Annotated in this window: 13 protein-coding genes; 2 read left to right on the top strand and 11 right to left on the bottom strand. The window is 70.0% G+C overall.

What is annotated here, in order from left to right; all coding sequences use genetic code 11:
- Positions 1–7 precede the first annotated feature (7 nt).
- Together ACWD5Q_RS10370 and ACWD5Q_RS10365 are read right to left on the bottom strand one after the other, a co-directional pair.
- Positions 8–3,808 carry a Kelch repeat-containing protein gene (locus tag ACWD5Q_RS10370; protein ID WP_451426605.1) on the bottom strand — a complete coding sequence of 1,267 codons (3,801 nt, stop codon included), beginning with the start codon at positions 3,806–3,808 and terminating at the stop codon, positions 8–10.
- A gap of 231 nt (positions 3,809–4,039) precedes the next feature.
- Positions 4,040–4,273 (bottom strand): hypothetical protein, encoded by a 234-nt coding sequence (locus ACWD5Q_RS10365; protein WP_451426604.1) that lies wholly within the window; start codon positions 4,271–4,273, stop codon positions 4,040–4,042.
- Between the two features lie 524 nt (positions 4,274–4,797).
- Here ACWD5Q_RS10365 and ACWD5Q_RS10360 point away from each other — a divergent pair.
- Positions 4,798–5,475: a Crp/Fnr family transcriptional regulator gene (locus ACWD5Q_RS10360; protein WP_451426603.1), complete on the top strand. Its 678-nt coding sequence runs from the start codon at positions 4,798–4,800 to the stop codon at positions 5,473–5,475.
- A 272-nt stretch (positions 5,476–5,747) separates the two neighbouring features.
- Here the strand turns inward: ACWD5Q_RS10360 and ACWD5Q_RS10355 are convergent, their stop codons facing one another.
- From ACWD5Q_RS10355 to ACWD5Q_RS10315, 9 genes are read right to left on the bottom strand one after another with little or no spacing between them, the layout of a single operon-like run.
- Positions 5,748–6,254, bottom strand: coding sequence for an ester cyclase (locus ACWD5Q_RS10355; RefSeq protein WP_451426602.1), 507 nt, complete (start codon positions 6,252–6,254; stop codon positions 5,748–5,750).
- A complete protein-coding gene (locus ACWD5Q_RS10350; protein WP_451426601.1) occupies positions 6,251–6,571 on the bottom strand; it encodes a Dabb family protein in 321 nt (106 codons plus the stop codon). Before ACWD5Q_RS10350 ends, ACWD5Q_RS10355 begins: the two co-directional genes overlap by 4 nt.
- 17 nt (positions 6,572–6,588) lie before the next feature.
- Positions 6,589–7,395 carry an SDR family NAD(P)-dependent oxidoreductase gene (locus ACWD5Q_RS10345; protein WP_451426600.1) on the bottom strand — a complete coding sequence of 269 codons (807 nt, stop codon included), beginning with the start codon at positions 7,393–7,395 and terminating at the stop codon, positions 6,589–6,591.
- Between the two features lie 20 nt (positions 7,396–7,415).
- Positions 7,416–7,982 carry a YceI family protein gene (locus ACWD5Q_RS10340; RefSeq protein WP_451426599.1) on the bottom strand — a complete coding sequence of 189 codons (567 nt, stop codon included), beginning with the start codon at positions 7,980–7,982 and terminating at the stop codon, positions 7,416–7,418.
- 41 nt (positions 7,983–8,023) lie between these two features.
- Positions 8,024–9,121: an LLM class flavin-dependent oxidoreductase gene (locus tag ACWD5Q_RS10335; RefSeq protein WP_451426598.1), complete on the bottom strand. Its 1,098-nt coding sequence runs from the start codon at positions 9,119–9,121 to the stop codon at positions 8,024–8,026.
- A 6-nt stretch (positions 9,122–9,127) separates the two neighbouring features.
- Positions 9,128–9,982: an ABC transporter ATP-binding protein gene (locus tag ACWD5Q_RS10330; protein ID WP_451426597.1), complete on the bottom strand. Its 855-nt coding sequence runs from the start codon at positions 9,980–9,982 to the stop codon at positions 9,128–9,130.
- Complete coding sequence (locus ACWD5Q_RS10325; protein WP_451426596.1) at positions 9,979–10,824, bottom strand: ABC transporter permease; 846 nt, start codon at positions 10,822–10,824, stop codon at positions 9,979–9,981. The genes ACWD5Q_RS10330 and ACWD5Q_RS10325 overlap by 4 nt, the downstream gene beginning before the upstream one ends.
- Positions 10,821–11,738: an ABC transporter permease gene (locus ACWD5Q_RS10320; RefSeq protein WP_451426595.1), complete on the bottom strand. Its 918-nt coding sequence runs from the start codon at positions 11,736–11,738 to the stop codon at positions 10,821–10,823. The genes ACWD5Q_RS10325 and ACWD5Q_RS10320 overlap by 4 nt, the downstream gene beginning before the upstream one ends.
- A 7-nt stretch (positions 11,739–11,745) precedes the next feature.
- A complete protein-coding gene (locus ACWD5Q_RS10315) occupies positions 11,746–12,723 on the bottom strand; it encodes an ABC transporter substrate-binding protein (protein ID WP_451426594.1) in 978 nt (325 codons plus the stop codon).
- A 670-nt stretch (positions 12,724–13,393) separates the two neighbouring features.
- Between ACWD5Q_RS10315 and ACWD5Q_RS10310 the strand changes: the two genes are divergently transcribed.
- Positions 13,394–13,939 carry a flavin reductase family protein gene (locus ACWD5Q_RS10310; protein ID WP_451426593.1) on the top strand — a complete coding sequence of 182 codons (546 nt, stop codon included), beginning with the start codon at positions 13,394–13,396 and terminating at the stop codon, positions 13,937–13,939.
- The last annotated feature ends 705 nt before the right edge of the window (positions 13,940–14,644 follow it).

Here is a 14,644-nt window from a genome sequence, read left to right as displayed (position 1 = left end):
CACCCGGTCAGTGGGCCGGTGGCTTCACGATGCGCAGGGAGACCGGGATCGGCGGCACCCAGTACGGCGTGTCGCCGAGTGGGATCACCGACGCCGTACGGAGGCCCGGCCGTGTGATGCCAAGGGCGTCCAGGGTCACCGTGAACGTCGCGCTCGCGCCCGGGCGCAGGGTCAGGTGCCCGGGGTTCTCCGACAGCCAGCCCACGTCCGTCTCCGTCTCGTCCCAGCCCGGCAGTTGCCGTGCGGTGGCCACGGGGACGGGGAAGCGGGCCTCGTTGCTGCCGCCCACCTGGTACATGCCCGGGGTGGCGCCGCCGCGGTAGACCGCGGTCGGGGCGTCGGGCAGCCGGGTCCAGCTGTCGGTGCCCGGGTCGTAGGCGTAGCCCTCGGGGGTGAGGACCCGGTTCACGCCGACCCGCTTGAAGCCGCCGGAGACGAGGAGCCGTCCGTTGGCGGCGGTGGAGGCCGCGGTCGCCAGCCCCACCGGCATGGAGGCGGTCGGCTGCCAGCTGTCGGACGCGGGGTCGTAGACGTAGGCGGCGTCTGTTTCGACGTAGTCGTCGGTGCCGCCGGCGCAGTACACCTTGCCCTCGATGGCGCCGCAGGACGCCCAGCCGATCGTCTGCGGGTAGTCGGCCGCCCGGGACCACCTGCCGGTGCCCGGGTCGAACACGTACACGGTGCTCGCGCAGCTGGTGTTGGTGCATCCGCCGACGACATAGAGTCGTCCGTCGACCACGGCGCTCGCCGCTCCGAAGCGTGCCGCGGGCATGTCGGGTCCCTTGGCCCAGGTCTTCGTCACGGTGTTGTAGACCTGCGTCGTCCGGCTGACCTTCTCACCCGGTGCCCATCCGCCCGCGGTGTAGAGACGGTCGCCGATGAAGCCGTGCGCCGTGGCCTGCCGGGGCTGGGGGGCGCTCACCCCCTTGCTCCAGGTGCCCGCCGCGGGGTCGTAGACATACAGGTCGGCGGTCGGGGTGTTGCCGTCGTGCGAGCCGAGGGCCGAGTAGATCCTCCCCCCGTGGCTGTCCAGCGCGTTGTCCATGACCGGGGCCGGAAGGTCGGGCAGGGAGCGCCAGGCGGTGCCGGGAGCGGGGGCCGCTCCGGTGCCGGTGCGCTCGCCGAAGCGGAGCGTGGCGGGCGCGGTCCCGGTGTTGCGTACGGTGACCTTGCGCGTGACCTCGCCTCCCGGCCTCGTGGTCGCGTCGATCCGTGTGGTGCCGAACGCCGGCCGCCCCGCCTTCAGGGTGAACGGGGCCCGGGTCAACCGGTCGGTGGGGACCGCCAGGGTGCGGGTCGCGGTACGGTACGAGGGCTTGCCGGCGGTCACGGTGTGGCTGCCGCCGCCGGGGACGAACAGGCGGTAGAGGCCGTCGCCGACCCGGGGGTCCCCGGCGCCTGCGAGGCTCATCGCCGCCGTTCCCCGTGTGGAGCCGGACCGGACCTGGGCGCCGACGAGCCCGCGTCGGGTGTTGGCGTCGGTGACGACGCCGCTCAGCATCCCGCCCCGGACGGGCGTGAGGACACGCTCGGCCACCGTCACATCGTCGACTTCCCAGAGCAGGCCCGGTCCGGTGAAGTGGAAGCGCACCTGGACCGCGCTCTTGCCGGCGTAGTCGGTGAGCGGGATCTCCACCCGGCCGCTGGCCCACACCTGGTCCTGGTGCCAGACGGTCTTCCAGGTCTTGCCGCCGTCGGCCGTGACGTCGACGTCGCCGGTCTGGTCGCCGGATCCCTCGTAGTCGGTGCTGAACGCCAGTTCCGGGTCGCCGGATCGGGCGAAGTCGTAGACCGGGCTGACCAGCAGGGTGTCCATGGCCACGTCGTTACCGGCGTGGTCGCTGTCGGCGATGGCGAACCCTCCGGAGCCCCCGGTGTTGTTGCCCCGGTGGCCCGGGTCGTCGAACGACCAGACGTGCCCGGTGCCGGCGAGGTCCACGACGTTCCAGCCCGGCGGCGCGCTGTCCGTCGCGTCGAAGGGCTGGGTGTTCAGGGTGTCCACCCGCAGCTTGTACGCGGGATCGTCCGCCACGGCCCAGGTGTCGGCGGGCAGCCCGAGCCGGACGGTCTGGTCCGTGCTCCGCACGGTCACCCGGCGTACGAGGGAACGGTAGTGGGGGTCGTCGCCGGTGACGCGGAGGGTGTAGGTGTGGTTCTCGGGCAGGTCGAGGCGGTACGCGCCGGTGTAGGCGTCGGACCACACCGGGGCGCCCGGAACGCCGTCGACGGTGATCCGGGCGTGGAGCGGCCAGCCGTGCCCCGAGGCGTCGGCGACCGTGCCCGACACCCGATGGGTGGGGAGTCTGCGCAGCGCGACGTTCCACGTCGCGGTGGAGCCGTCGGCGACCTCGATGTCCGCGGCGCTGCCTGAGGCGAACCCGTAGGCGCTGACCCGGACTTCGTGGGTGCCGGCGGGCAGCGGCAGGGTGTAGCGGCCCGCGCTGTCGGTGGTCGCGGTGTAGAGGCCCGCCGTCACGGACGCCGCGGCGACGGGTGCTCCGGAGGCCTTGTCGGTGACGGTTCCGAAGAGGGTTCCATGGGGGCCCATCCGGAACGCGCCGAGGCCGTCGGGGGTGCCGAGGCCCGTGGGTCCGTCATAGCCGGGGCCGGCCGTGCACAGATAGGCCGGTGCGCACTTGCCGTTGCTGCCCTCGGTGACGTCGTTCAGGCCCGCGCCGCCGGAGGCGTACGGGTAGACGTTGGGGTGGGTTCCGGCGATCGGGGCGCCCGCGTCCGCGTAGACCCCGGTGATGATGGGGGCCGACGCGCTGGTTCCGCCGATCACGCCCCAGCCGCCTGTGTCTCCGTAACTGTCGTACACGGCAACGCCGGTGGCCGGGTCGGCCACGGCGGAGACGTCGGCGACGGTACGGCCGGGGCATCCGGTGTCCCGCTGGAAGGCGGGCTTGGGCTCGTACTGGGAGCATCCCGAGCCGGTTCCGGCGCCGTCGTGGCTCCACACCGATTCCGACCAGCCACGCGGCACGTCGGGGGTCTTGGTGAGGGTGGTGCCGCCGACCGCGGTGACGTGCGGGGAGGCCGCGGGAAAGGCCACGCCGTAGCGGGAGTCACCCGACGAGGCGACGATCGCGACACCCGGGTGGTCGTAGTGGACGTCGGAAGCGGTCTCGGCCGGGTCCTCCGGGAAGAACACGTAGTTCGATCCGTAGGAGTTGGAGACGTATCCCGCGCCGAGGGCCACGGCCTGGTCCACGGCGGAGCCGAGGTCGTCCATGCCCGCGCTGTCGGCCTCGACCAGCAGGATGCGGGCCTTCGGGGCGACGGCGGAAATCATGTCCAGGTCAAGGGAGATCTCACCGGCCCAGCCCGGGTCGGGGTTCGGGTAGTCGGTGCCGCCACGCTGGTCGACCTTGGTGAAGCAGCCGTTGGCGGTGGTGCAGCGGGGCAGTCCGTACTGCGTGCGGTAGACAGCCAGGTCCGCTTCGGCGTTCGGGTTGTCGAAGGCGTCGACGACCGCGATGGTGCGCCCGGCCCCGCCGTCCGCGGGGAGCCCGTAGGCGCTGCGGAGGTCGGCCGGGGCGAACCCTTCGGGGCTCTCTCCGGCGGTCCTGAGCGCCTTGCTCCGCGCGACGTCGGTGCGTCGCAGACCGAAGCAGGTGAACTCGTGCGGCCTGGGCGGACCGCAGAGCGGCTTGACGTTGCCCGGCAGCGGGTGGGCAGACGACGTCGACGATGGAGCGGACTGCGCGGCGGCCGCCTGGACCGGTGCCGGGGCGCCGAGCGCGGCGAGCAGGGCCGTGCTCACCAGCCCCGCGCCGAGCAGCGACCGTCTTCCTCGACGGGGCATGAGTCTGTGCAGTATGGACAACTCGCAACTCCTGTGGGGATCCTGCGGGCGGCGGAGCACCACCCCGACTGATGAGTGGAGAGCGGGGCCGGAAAAGTTCTCGGAGACCGACGGCTTTTCCTTCGGCGAGCGCGGGCGCCGCCGGGGTGCGCGTCGGCCACGGGGTTCCGCAACCCACCGCCGTCTGCGATGTGTTGCGGATACCGGCCGTGGGAGGGCTGCGGATGCCGGTCAGGAACGAGGGGACGAGACGATCCACGAACGCAGGCGGGCGGCGTCCGCGTCGGACGCGACGCTCGTCCGGTCAAATCCGGAGAGGCCCCCTACGGGCACCTCATGACCGGCGCGGTACTTCACCGTTGCCTCGCCGCCCGAGTCGCTCACCAGTACCACGTCGGGCCTGGGGGTGAACATGGTGGTGTCCGCGATCCGCCGCACGACGATGCCGTGCCGCTGATCGCCCACGCCGAGGACAGCGCCGTCACGGTTAAGGCGAACAAAGTGAGTTCCACGCCGAGCGTGCGCGGTCTGGCCTGCATGCATGTCCCTTGTTCGGTTGTCTCGCGCAGCCGTGACTCCCTCAAGTCGTGTGCGCCCGACGGCGGAACGTCAAAAGCGCGAGGTGCGATCGGTTGGCCCCGAGGCGCATGGGTACGTTCCTGCCAACGCACGTGACACGGAGCTGAGCTGTCCAGGACCCAGGTGGCCGGTTCGGCCTTCCCCGGTGCTGTCTCGCCGCGGCCTCGTTCCGGGTGTCAATCCCGGCGTGGCCGCTTGTGCGGATCTGCACGGTTGATCGACCCGGCTCACGGGCGAACCGGCACACGTCGGCGTGGGTCTCCCCACCACCCGCCTGCCACGCGTTGCCGCCGGGATCATTGCCGGAGACGGGCGTGCCCGCTCTCGCGCGGGCACGCCCGTCTGTTGTCTCTCACAAGAGCGCATGTCCAACTCTGGTATGCATCGTGGACGATCCATACCATGGAGGCGTGGACGAGATCCTGGCCAATACGGTGCTCTTCGCCGGGCTGCGTCCGGATGCGGCCCTCAGCTTGGAGAAGGTGGCGCAGCGGCGGCATCTCGAACGCGGCGGGGTCGTATTCCGGGTCGGCGATCCCGGCACGTCGATGTATGTGATCATCCGCGGCAAGATAGGGATGACCCGCCCCGCCGGCGCGGACCGTGACAATCTCCTCGCGGTACTGGGTCCTGGCGACCTTCTCGGCGAGCTCACCCTCTTCGATCCGGCGCCGCGCAAAGCCACGGCGACCGCCCTGACCGAGCTCGAACTGGCCGAGCTCACGGCGTCGGCCGTACGCCGCTGGCTGAAGGAGGAGCCCGACGCGGCATGGCACTTCCTGCAACTGCTCGCTCGCCGGGTTCGGCGTATCAACGACGCCCTGGAAAACCTGCTGCACGGCCACATCCCGCACCGCGTCGCCCGCATGCTCCTCGATCTGGCCGCGAAGTTCGGCACCCCGACCGTCGAGGGCATCCGGGTCGACCACGGCCTTACCCAGGAGCAACTCGCCCACTACGTGGGGGCATCACGTGAGAGCGTCAACAAGTCCCTGTCCGAACTCGCCAGTCGAGGCATTGTCCGCCTCGAGCTCCGCGGCCTGGTCATCCTCGACATCGACAAACTGACCCACAAGGCAAACACATGACCGCGCCCGGTCGAACCGGGCCGCTTCGAGCAGGTCACACCCGTGTGAACACTGAGGGTTGCGGGAGACCACGCCGGGGCGACGGCGGCGGGGTCCCCGTCATCGGGAACGCGAACCGAACCGCTCCGGGATCAGCGCCCAAACCACGGCCGCACGGCTCCCGTTGACGGGGAGCCGTGCGGCCGTTTGAACCGCTCCGCGGGGGAGAGGGTGTGTGGGAGGCGGACTTTCGGCAGGCCTCGGCAGCGGGACCGGCACGAGGGAGTGCGCCGCTACGGGGTCGGACCGTTGATCTGGATGTCGAGCAGCTCCGCGGTGATGGGAGCGCCGAGCTGGCGGAGCAAGGCCAGCTCGTCACCGAAGAACCAGGCCTCGGCGACCAGGCCGTCCTCGATGCGCCACACGCCGCACTCCAGGACCTCCAGGCGCCGGTGGGTGGCCGGGATGCCGAAGAGCTGGCCGGTGTGGGTGCCGCGCAGGGTCCACACCGCCCATACGCGGTCGTCCTTGGCGATGACGTCCTCGATCGTGTCGACGCGGTCGGAGATGGAGTGGGCGTCGTATCCCCGGCCGTCCTTCATGCCGGAGATGTCCGCCAAGGACGCGAATCCCCAGCGGTGATGGCGCATGCCGGGGCGCATGAATGTCCTGCGCTCGGCGAACGGCACCGACCGCAGCCGCAGGATCAGGTCGATGTTGGCCTGTTCCTGCGGGGTGTAGCTGCGCCCGTCGACGTCCGTCGGCAGCGCCGCGGCGACCAGGCTGCGGACCGCGCTCATGCCGCCGCCCCCGCCGGGTCCCGTTCGACCACCCAGTCCAGGACGGTCCGGCCGACGCAGGTCTCGTCCAGCTTGGGCAACAACGCGGCGTGGACGGGGTGCTTCTGGTAGCGGTCCAGCGCGTCCTCGTCCGCCAGGCGTACCAGCATGCCGTGCGTGACCCCGGCGTCGAGGGACCGCGTGTGGAAGTTCGGGCCGACGGTCAGTTCGATCAGGCCCGGCAGGACGGCGATGTCCTCGGCGAACTCGACGAGCGCCTCGGTCACCGCCTCCTCCGCGCCAGGTCGCGCCTTCACGACAACGATGTGTTCGATCATGGTGGCTTCCTTCTGGTCTACAGCGCGTTGACGGTGATCCCGCCGTCCACGATGAGCGACGTGCCCGTGATGTAGCCGGCCCGCCGGGACGCCAGGAAGGCCACCGCGTCGGCGACCTCGGCCGACTCGGCCCACCGGCCGAGCAGCACCCCGAGCTTGGCGAGGTAGGCGTCGAGGAACTCCTCGGTCATCTTGCCCGCCTTCTCCGCCGCCGCGGCGGCCCAGCCGACCCGCCACTCGGTGGCGACCAGGCCGGGGACCACGGCGTTCACGGTGATCCCCTCGGACGCGAGGTCGCGGGCCAGGTAGCGGGTGGCGTGGTGCATGGCCGCGTTGTTGAGGCCGTGGGTGAGGGCGCCTTCCCAGACCGTCTCGCCGGCGACGCCCCCGATGTTGACGATCCGGCCCGCGCCGGTCTTGTCCAGCAGCGGATGCAGCGCCCGGATGATCCGGAGCATGCCGACGGTCTTCACGTCCAGGTCGCCGGCCCAGTCGTCGTCGTCCCAGAACAGCTGCCGGTCGAGCCTGCGCATCCGGTGCCCGGCGGCGATCACGAGGATCTGCACGCGGCCGAACTCCAGCTCGAGCTGGCGGGCGGCCGCCTCGACCGACGCCCGGTCGGTGACGTCGGCCTGGATGCCGACGACCGGTCCGGGGTGCCCCAGCGCCCGCAGCTCGGCCACTGTCTTGTCGAGGGTGGTCTTGGTACGGGCGAGCAGGACGACGCCCGCGCCCTCGGCGAGCAGCGCTGCGGCCGCGGCCTTGCCGATACCGGTGCTCCCGCCGGAGATGACGGCCGTGGAGCCGGCGATTCCGAGATCCATGCGTGTCTCCGCTCGGTCGGTCAGGACTGGGTGAGGACGAGTTCGATCTCCAGCGTGATCCGGACGAGGTCCGACACGATCGCGCCGCCGGAGTCGAGCGCGGCGTTCCAGGTGACGCCGAAGTCCTTGCGGTTGATCTCGGTGACGGCCGAGAAGCCGGCCCGGATCGCGCCGCGGTGCGAGATCACCCCGCCGAAGACGGTGTCGAGCACCACCGGCCGGGTGACGCCCTTGATGGTGAGGTCGCCCGGGACGTTCCAGTGCCCGTCGGCGGTCGGCACCGCCGGGCCGCCGGTGAAGGTGATGACGGGGTGGGTCTCCACGTCGAGGAAGTCCGCGGAGCGGATCAGCTCGTCGCGCTTGGGGTGACCGGCGCTCACCGAGGCGACGTCGATGTCCGCGCGCACGGTCGCGCCGAGCGGGTTGTCGGCCGGGACGTCGACGGCGCCGTTGACGGCACCGAACCGGCCGGTCACCCGGGCCACGGTCATGTGCCGTACGGAGAACTCGACGAGCGAGTGGGCCGCGTCGATGGTCCAGGCGCCGGGCTGGAGCGGGGTCTCGGTAACGCTGTGCAGGGTGGTCACAAGGTTCCCTTTCTCGGGTTTCGTGAGCGGTGTGGGGTCGGTCAGCTGGTGGTGGCGGAGTACGCGACGTGCTCGGCGGTCTGCACCGGGTCGGTGAAGCGGGGCATCACCTCGTCGATGAAGCGGCGCATCGAGCGGGCGCCGAGAGCCGGGCTCATCTGCCCGTAGAGGAAGACCAGCGTCATGTGGCCGACGCCGGCGTCCTCGTACTCGCTGATCTTGCGGGCCACGGTCTCGGGGCTGCCGACGATCATGGCCTTCTCCAGGAAGCCGTCCCGGTCCACGGCCGAGACGCCGACGACGCTGTTCTTGAACCCGGCCGCCTTCGCGGTGCCGCCGAACGACTTCTTCGACTGCTCGGCGAGGTAGTCGAGCGGCCCGGCGACGTCGGCCAGCGCGGACTCGTCGGTCTCGCCGACGTAGACCATCTTCTGCACCATCGACCATTCCCGGGCGAAGGCGAGCGTCTCCTCGTCGTGGCCGGACGCGTTCAGCGTGTCGTGGTAGAGCCGCCACTTGCGGGCGGTCTCGGGCACGGCCTCGCGGGCGGTCATCAGCGCCCACCCGCGCTCGGCGGTGTAGACGATGCCCTCGTCGGACAGCGCGGCGCGGCCGAACCGCGGCCCCGGCTTGGTGTACGAGGTCGGCATGATCCGGCGGGTCAGCACGCCCTTGGAGTGCGGCGTGGTGTACTCCAGGTCCGGGTCGTCCAGAGTCTTGCGCGTGGCCTGCTCCGCGATCCGGATGACCTCGTCCATGAGCGCGCCGCGCTGCATCGGGTCCCGGCCGAGACCCTTGTACTCCTGCGGGGACCCGCCCGTACCGACGCCGATGATGCACCGGCCCCGGGTGAGGATGTCGAGGGTGTTGCACGCCTCGGCGAAGTTCATCGGGTTCCACAGCGCCGGGACCGCGACCGACAGCACCACGTGCGCGTTCGTCAGCTGCGGCGCCAGGTACGCCCCGAACGTGAACGGGTTGCCGTAGGTGTTGTAGCCGGTGAAGTGGTGCTCGGTGAGACACACTCCGGCGAACCCGCTGCGGTCGGCGAGGATCGCCTGCGCCGTCACCGCGTCGATCACGTCGAGGTCGTGGTCGGGCCCCGGGGACTGGGCGTTCAGGTATACCGAGAAGCGCATGACGGTCTACTCCTTGGATCCGATGGATGCGGGATCGAACGGTGCGGGGCCTTGTTGCAGTGGATCTTGGGAATCGGGGTGGCGCAGATGGTTCGCCACCTCCGTGCGGAGCTTGACGAAGTCGGCCGTGGCCCTGGTGGCGATCTGGTCGCGAGGCGTCGGCAGCGCCACCGTGATGTCGGCCGCGACGGTCGCGGGCGGGCGGGTCAGCGCGATCACCCGGTCGGAGATGTAGACACTCTCGTCGATGTCGTGGGTGACGAACAGGACCGTGACACCGAACAGGTCGCGCACCGCCAGGGTGAGGTCCTCCAGGTCGACCCGGGTCTGCGCGTCGACGCTGGCGAACGGCTCGTCCATGAGCAGGACCTTGGGGCGGCACGCCAGGGCGCGGGCGATGGCGACCCGCTGTTGCATGCCGCCGGACAGCTGCCAGGGGTAGCGGTTGAAGGCGTCGGCCAGGCCCACCGCCTCCAGGGACTCCTGGACCCGCGCCCTGCGTTCGGCGCGCGGCACATGCGTCGCCTTCAGCGGAAACTCGATGTTGGCGCCCACTCGCAGCCACGGGAACAGCGAGCGGCTGTAGTCCTGGAACACGATCGCCAGATCATTGGGGACTCCCCGCACGGGCTCCCCCAGCACGCTCATCTCGCCCGAGGTGGGCTTGAGCAGGCCGGCGACGCAGAGCAGGAGAGTCGACTTGCCGGTGCCGGACGGCCCGACGATCGACACGAGTTCCCCGGGGGAGACCGTGAAGGACACGTCGGCGATCGCGTGGTGCGTCATGCCCTTGGCGACGTAGGTGTGCGACAGCCCGCTTACGTCGATCACCGCCGTCTGGGTCGTTTGCGTGTCGGTCACTTGCCTCGAACCCCCTTGTGCCAGCGCAGCAGCCGGCTCTCGACGGTGAGAAAGACGGTGTTGATCAGGTAGCCGGCGATGGCGAGCAGCACCATGGCGGCCCACATCCCCGTCATGTCGAAGTGCTGCTGGGCGGTGATGAGGCTGAAGCCGAGGCCGCTGGTGGCCACCACCCACTCGGAGAGCACCATGAGGATCAGCGCGAGGGCGAGCCCGATGCGCATCCCGGCCGCGATGGCCGGCGCGCTCGACGGCAGCACCACCTGCACCAACTGGCGCCATCGGCTCAGGTGCAGGGCCCGTGCGCTGAGCCGCAGCCGGGGATCGACGGAGGCCGCCGCGGCCATCGTGTTGAGCAGGACCGGCCAGACGCAGCCGAACGCGATCAGCGCCACCCGCATACCTGTGGACGCTCCGAACAGCAGCAGGAAGACCGGTACGACCGCCGGGGTGGGCAGCGCCCGCAGGAACTGCGCCGGCGGGTCGAGGATCTGCCGCGCAGTCCGTACGGCGCCCGCGAGGACCCCGACCACTACGCCGATCAGTGACCCGAGCAGCCAGCCCGCCAGCATCCGGCCCATGCTCGGCGCGACGTCGGCCATGAAGGACGCGGTCACGAACAGGTGCGTGGCCGGGCCGGAGAACCAGTCGACGAGGATCCGGTGGAAGATCTCGGTCGGCGGCGGGAAGAACAGGTTGCCGGCGCCGCTCGTCGCCCACTGCCAGACGAGCAGCAGCAGGACGAGCACCCCGAACCGCGCCACGACGCCCTTGCCCAGTTTGGCCAGCAGACGGACCGGGCGGGCCGGCCGGCGGATCAGGCCCGCTGTCGTCAGGGTCATGACGTCCCCTCTCGTCCGTGCCACGGGAACGCCCGCCGCTCGAGCGCGGTGGCCGCGGAGTTCACGGCCAGGCCGAGCAGTCCGGCGACCGCCACCGAGGCGTACACGAGATCGGCGTGGAAGCCACCGCGGCTGGAGTCGAGGATGAACGCGCCGATCCCCTGGGTCGTACCGATGATCAGTTCGGCGGCGACGGTGACCACCAGGGCCAGGCTGACCGCGATGCGCACACCGGCGCCGATGGCGGGTGCCGCCGACGGGACGACGACGGTGAACACCCGGCGCGGCCACTTCGCCCCGAACAGTCCGGCTGTCTGCAGAGCGACCCCGTCCACGTCCTGTACGCCGTGCACCGTGTTGAGCAGGATTGGCCAGAAGACCGCGATGGCGACCGCGAGGACCACACTCGTCTGCCCGAGCCCGACCGTGAGGGTCAGCAGCGGGATGATCGCCACCGCCGGCAGCGGTCGCAGCACGTCGATCACCACCCGGGTGGCCCGCATGGCCGTGGGGAACAGCCCCAGCAGCAACCCGCAGATCACCGCGATCGGTGTGGCCACCAGCATCGCGAGCCCGGCCGAGGCGAGCGTGTGCCCGATGTCGGACAGGAACTGCGACGCGGTGAGCAGCGTGCCGAGTTGGGCCACGATCGTGGTGGCCGGTGGCAGATAGCGCGGTTCGACGAGGCCGCTCCAGCTCACCAACTGGTCGGCCAGACAGATCGTGAGAAGGCCGACCAGCCCGCGGGCGAAGGCGCTGCGCGCCGCCGCCCGTGCGGATCGGACGAACCGGCCGGGGCGCCGCGGCGCCGCAGTCGTGGCCGTGCTCCGGGCCGTACCGGTTCCGCCCTCGCCGACTTCCGTACGGGCCGGCGGGCCTACCGTTCCCGGGCTGGTCGGGTTCTTGGTGAACATGACCCGGTCAGCTTCCGGACGGGGCCGGCGCGGCGAACGACTTACCGGCGTCGATCTTGGCGGTGAGCAGGCCGTTGGCCGTCATGGCATCGGCCAGGGACTGCAGCGCAGCCGTGTCCGTCACGTTCTGGATGTACGTCGGCAGCGTGATGCTCTTCGCCAGTTCATCGCTGACGCCACTGTATTGGGGGATCAGTGCCCGGATGACGCTCTGGTCCGAGTCCGCCTTCCGGTTGGCGGCGGTGAGACCGTCGCGGAAGGCGGTGACCGCCTTCGGGTTGTGCTGCGTGTACGTATTGGTGGCGACGTACGCCCCGATCAGCATGCTCTTGTTGCCGCCGGTGAAGAGGTCCAGCACCACGTTGGTCTTGAGGTGCTGCTTGATCTCGCTCTGGAACGGCTCGGGCGTGCACACCGCGTCGGTGACCTTGTTCTTCAGGGTGCTCTCGTGGTCGACCTGGGGCACCGTCACGAGCTTGACCTGCTTGGCGTCGACACCGGCCGCCTTGAGCAGGTTCGGGATGGCGAGGGCGCAGGCGGAGGTCGGCGACGGGATGGCGACCTTCTTGCCGACCAGGTCGGCCGGCTTGGTGATCCCCGAGTCGGCCAGGCTGAGTACCCGGATCTGGCCCGGCGCCCCCTGGTCACCGAGGGCGACGATCGAGATCGGCACACCCTTCGCCTGGGCGGCGAGAATGTCGGGCACGGTCGCCCACACGACCGGGTAAGCGCCGGACATCAGCCCGACGATCGTGGACTGGGATCCCTGGTGGGTGTGCATGGCGACCTTGATGCCCGCCTGTTCGAACGTCCCCGACGCCGCGCCGTACGCCGCGGCGGCGCTGGAGGCGTTCGGCGGCGCGTCGATCGTGATCTTCGACGCGGCTCCACCTGCCGCGGCCTGGGTTCCGCCGCCGGGCGCGGCCGACGTCGCCCCGGGAGAACCGGAGCAGGACGCCAGGGCCGACGCTGAGATGGCGGCCACAAGGACGTAGACACATCGAGCCCGTCGGCTCAGCCGACCAGTTTGTGCTCGGCTTGTCATTGACGATGCACCTTCCCTTCACTGTTGCGGTAGTGACGGGTGCGGCCTCGACAGCCCCCGATCGCAACGGTCCGCACTGACAGTTGCGCTGGTGAATACCCGGCGGAGTGATTTCTCGTCACCGCACGGGACTGAGCCTCTAATGACGCCGAATACAATCCGATGGCGACCGCACGGGTCAATGAATCTCCCTGTGAAATCCTGCACTTCGCGGCGACCGAAAGGCGTCTCGGCCCCGATGCCGCGTAGCGGGAATCGATCGATGGGCCTGCGCCTCGGCCAGGGTGGTTCGCTTTTACTGACCAGTAGTCAGATTGCGGGCGAAGTCAGGTGATTGCCGGAGTGGATCTCGATCGGGCCGTCGGCCGGGGCGGTCCACCGCGATGAGGCCGACGACTCGATGCGGGCACATCACCGGCAGGCGGAGCGGCCGGACGGGAAGCTCCCGCCGCATGCCGTGGTGTACCTGGTGATGGCGTCGGCGCTGTTCGGGGACAACGACCACGAACCTGAACCGTGTCTGATTCTGCACAGACGATTGCGCCGGACGTCTGCTCCCTGCTTCGCTGAACTGGCGATACGTCCCTGCCATGACATTCGAGGAGTCCGCATGAGCACGGCGTTCACCGACTGCATGTCAATGTCACCCATGGTCAATCTGGCGGGCTACGGAATTGAAGCCGACCAATTCCGTTCGCTGGCCGCAGCACTTCCGACGGGCGTTACCGTCGTCACCACACTGACGGCGGACGGAGCACCGGTCGGCATGACCTCGGGTGCCGTGTGCAGCCTGTCGTGCGAGCCGCCACTCGTACTCACCTGCATCGGGAAGGGTTCGCAGACGCTGGCGGAGATCAAGGAGCGGCGGAGCTTCTGCGTCAACGTACTGGCGTCCGGCGCGGACGCGATCTCCAACCGGTTCGCGACCTCCGGCGGTGACAAGTTCACCGGCGTCGACTGGCGGCCCGGGCCGGGCGGGCTGCCAGTCCTGGCCGCGGGCACGACGGCGCACGCGGTCTGCGAGCTGTACCAGGTCGTCCCTGCCGGCGACCACGAGATCGTCATCGGGCTGATCGTCGCCGGGGATTCCGACCCCTCGGGACAGCCGCTCGTGTACTACCGCCGTGCCTACGCGGGGTTCGACGCCCTCGCCTGAGTCCTGACGACCTCATCGATGCGCTCCGCGGGCAGCGCGCCGAGACGGCTCGCAATTCGCGCGGATACCGACTTCAACTCCTGTACCCAGCCGCCGACTTCAGCAATCCTTGCCACGACCCGAACATGAGGGAGACCAGCTCAGGACTCGATGTCCGACTGGAGCACCAAGGCATGTGCCGCTGCCCTCGTATGGCTACGAACGCACACAGCATTTCCTTATGCATCAATTACGCATGCTGCGTGGGCGGTTCGCCTTCACCTTTGTCCTTTCTCCGCACTTTTCCGGAGTTCTCGATGAAACCGGCGAGGCGGGATGCGTCATGGCCCGCACCATGCCGCTCGGCCCGACTGAAACCGTACACAGGGACGCCGGGGTCGGCCACAGACAGTCTGAAACTCTGTCATCGAACGTGTGTCTACGGCATGTCCCTGATGGCGGGCGCGCTCATATGCCCGCATACGGCGGTCTGGCTGATGAGGGGTACGGCCGACCGGGTTACTTTTCGTCCTGGAGGCACTCGGAGGGAGTACGGGCTCGTTCCCTTGCCGTGTCCTTCAGCGGTGCGGGGCGGGGTCGGGTTGAGGGTAATCACGTTGCTGCTGCGATTCCGCTGTGCCGGTGCGGTGCCGGCCTTCGCGGCGGCGGCGAAAGGACGACCTCTGATGCGAGTGACCCGGACCATGTTCGCCTCCGCGGCAGTTG

It is taken from the genome of Streptomyces sp. NPDC002513, assembly GCF_053595355.1.
This window is presented reverse-complemented; position numbering and strand designations above follow the sequence as displayed.

Bases quoted from the DNA above. Each gene is read 5' to 3' on its own strand.
- ACWD5Q_RS10355 (WP_451426602.1), bottom strand. From the start codon at position 6,254: ATGAGCGCGGTCCGCAGCCTGGTCGCCGCGGCGCTGCCGACGGACGTC.
- ACWD5Q_RS10370 (WP_451426605.1), bottom strand. From the start codon at position 3,808: ATGCCCCGTCGAGGAAGACGGTCGCTGCTCGGCGCGGGGCTGGTGAGC.
- ACWD5Q_RS10350 (WP_451426601.1), bottom strand. From the start codon at position 6,571: ATGATCGAACACATCGTTGTCGTGAAGGCGCGACCTGGCGCGGAGGAG.
- ACWD5Q_RS10310 (WP_451426593.1), top strand. From the start codon at position 13,394: ATGAGCACGGCGTTCACCGACTGCATGTCAATGTCACCCATGGTCAAT.
- ACWD5Q_RS10325 (WP_451426596.1), bottom strand. From the start codon at position 10,824: ATGACCCTGACGACAGCGGGCCTGATCCGCCGGCCGGCCCGCCCGGTC.
- ACWD5Q_RS10345 (WP_451426600.1), bottom strand. From the start codon at position 7,395: ATGGATCTCGGAATCGCCGGCTCCACGGCCGTCATCTCCGGCGGGAGC.
- ACWD5Q_RS10335 (WP_451426598.1), bottom strand. From the start codon at position 9,121: ATGCGCTTCTCGGTATACCTGAACGCCCAGTCCCCGGGGCCCGACCAC.
- ACWD5Q_RS10320 (WP_451426595.1), bottom strand. From the start codon at position 11,738: ATGTTCACCAAGAACCCGACCAGCCCGGGAACGGTAGGCCCGCCGGCC.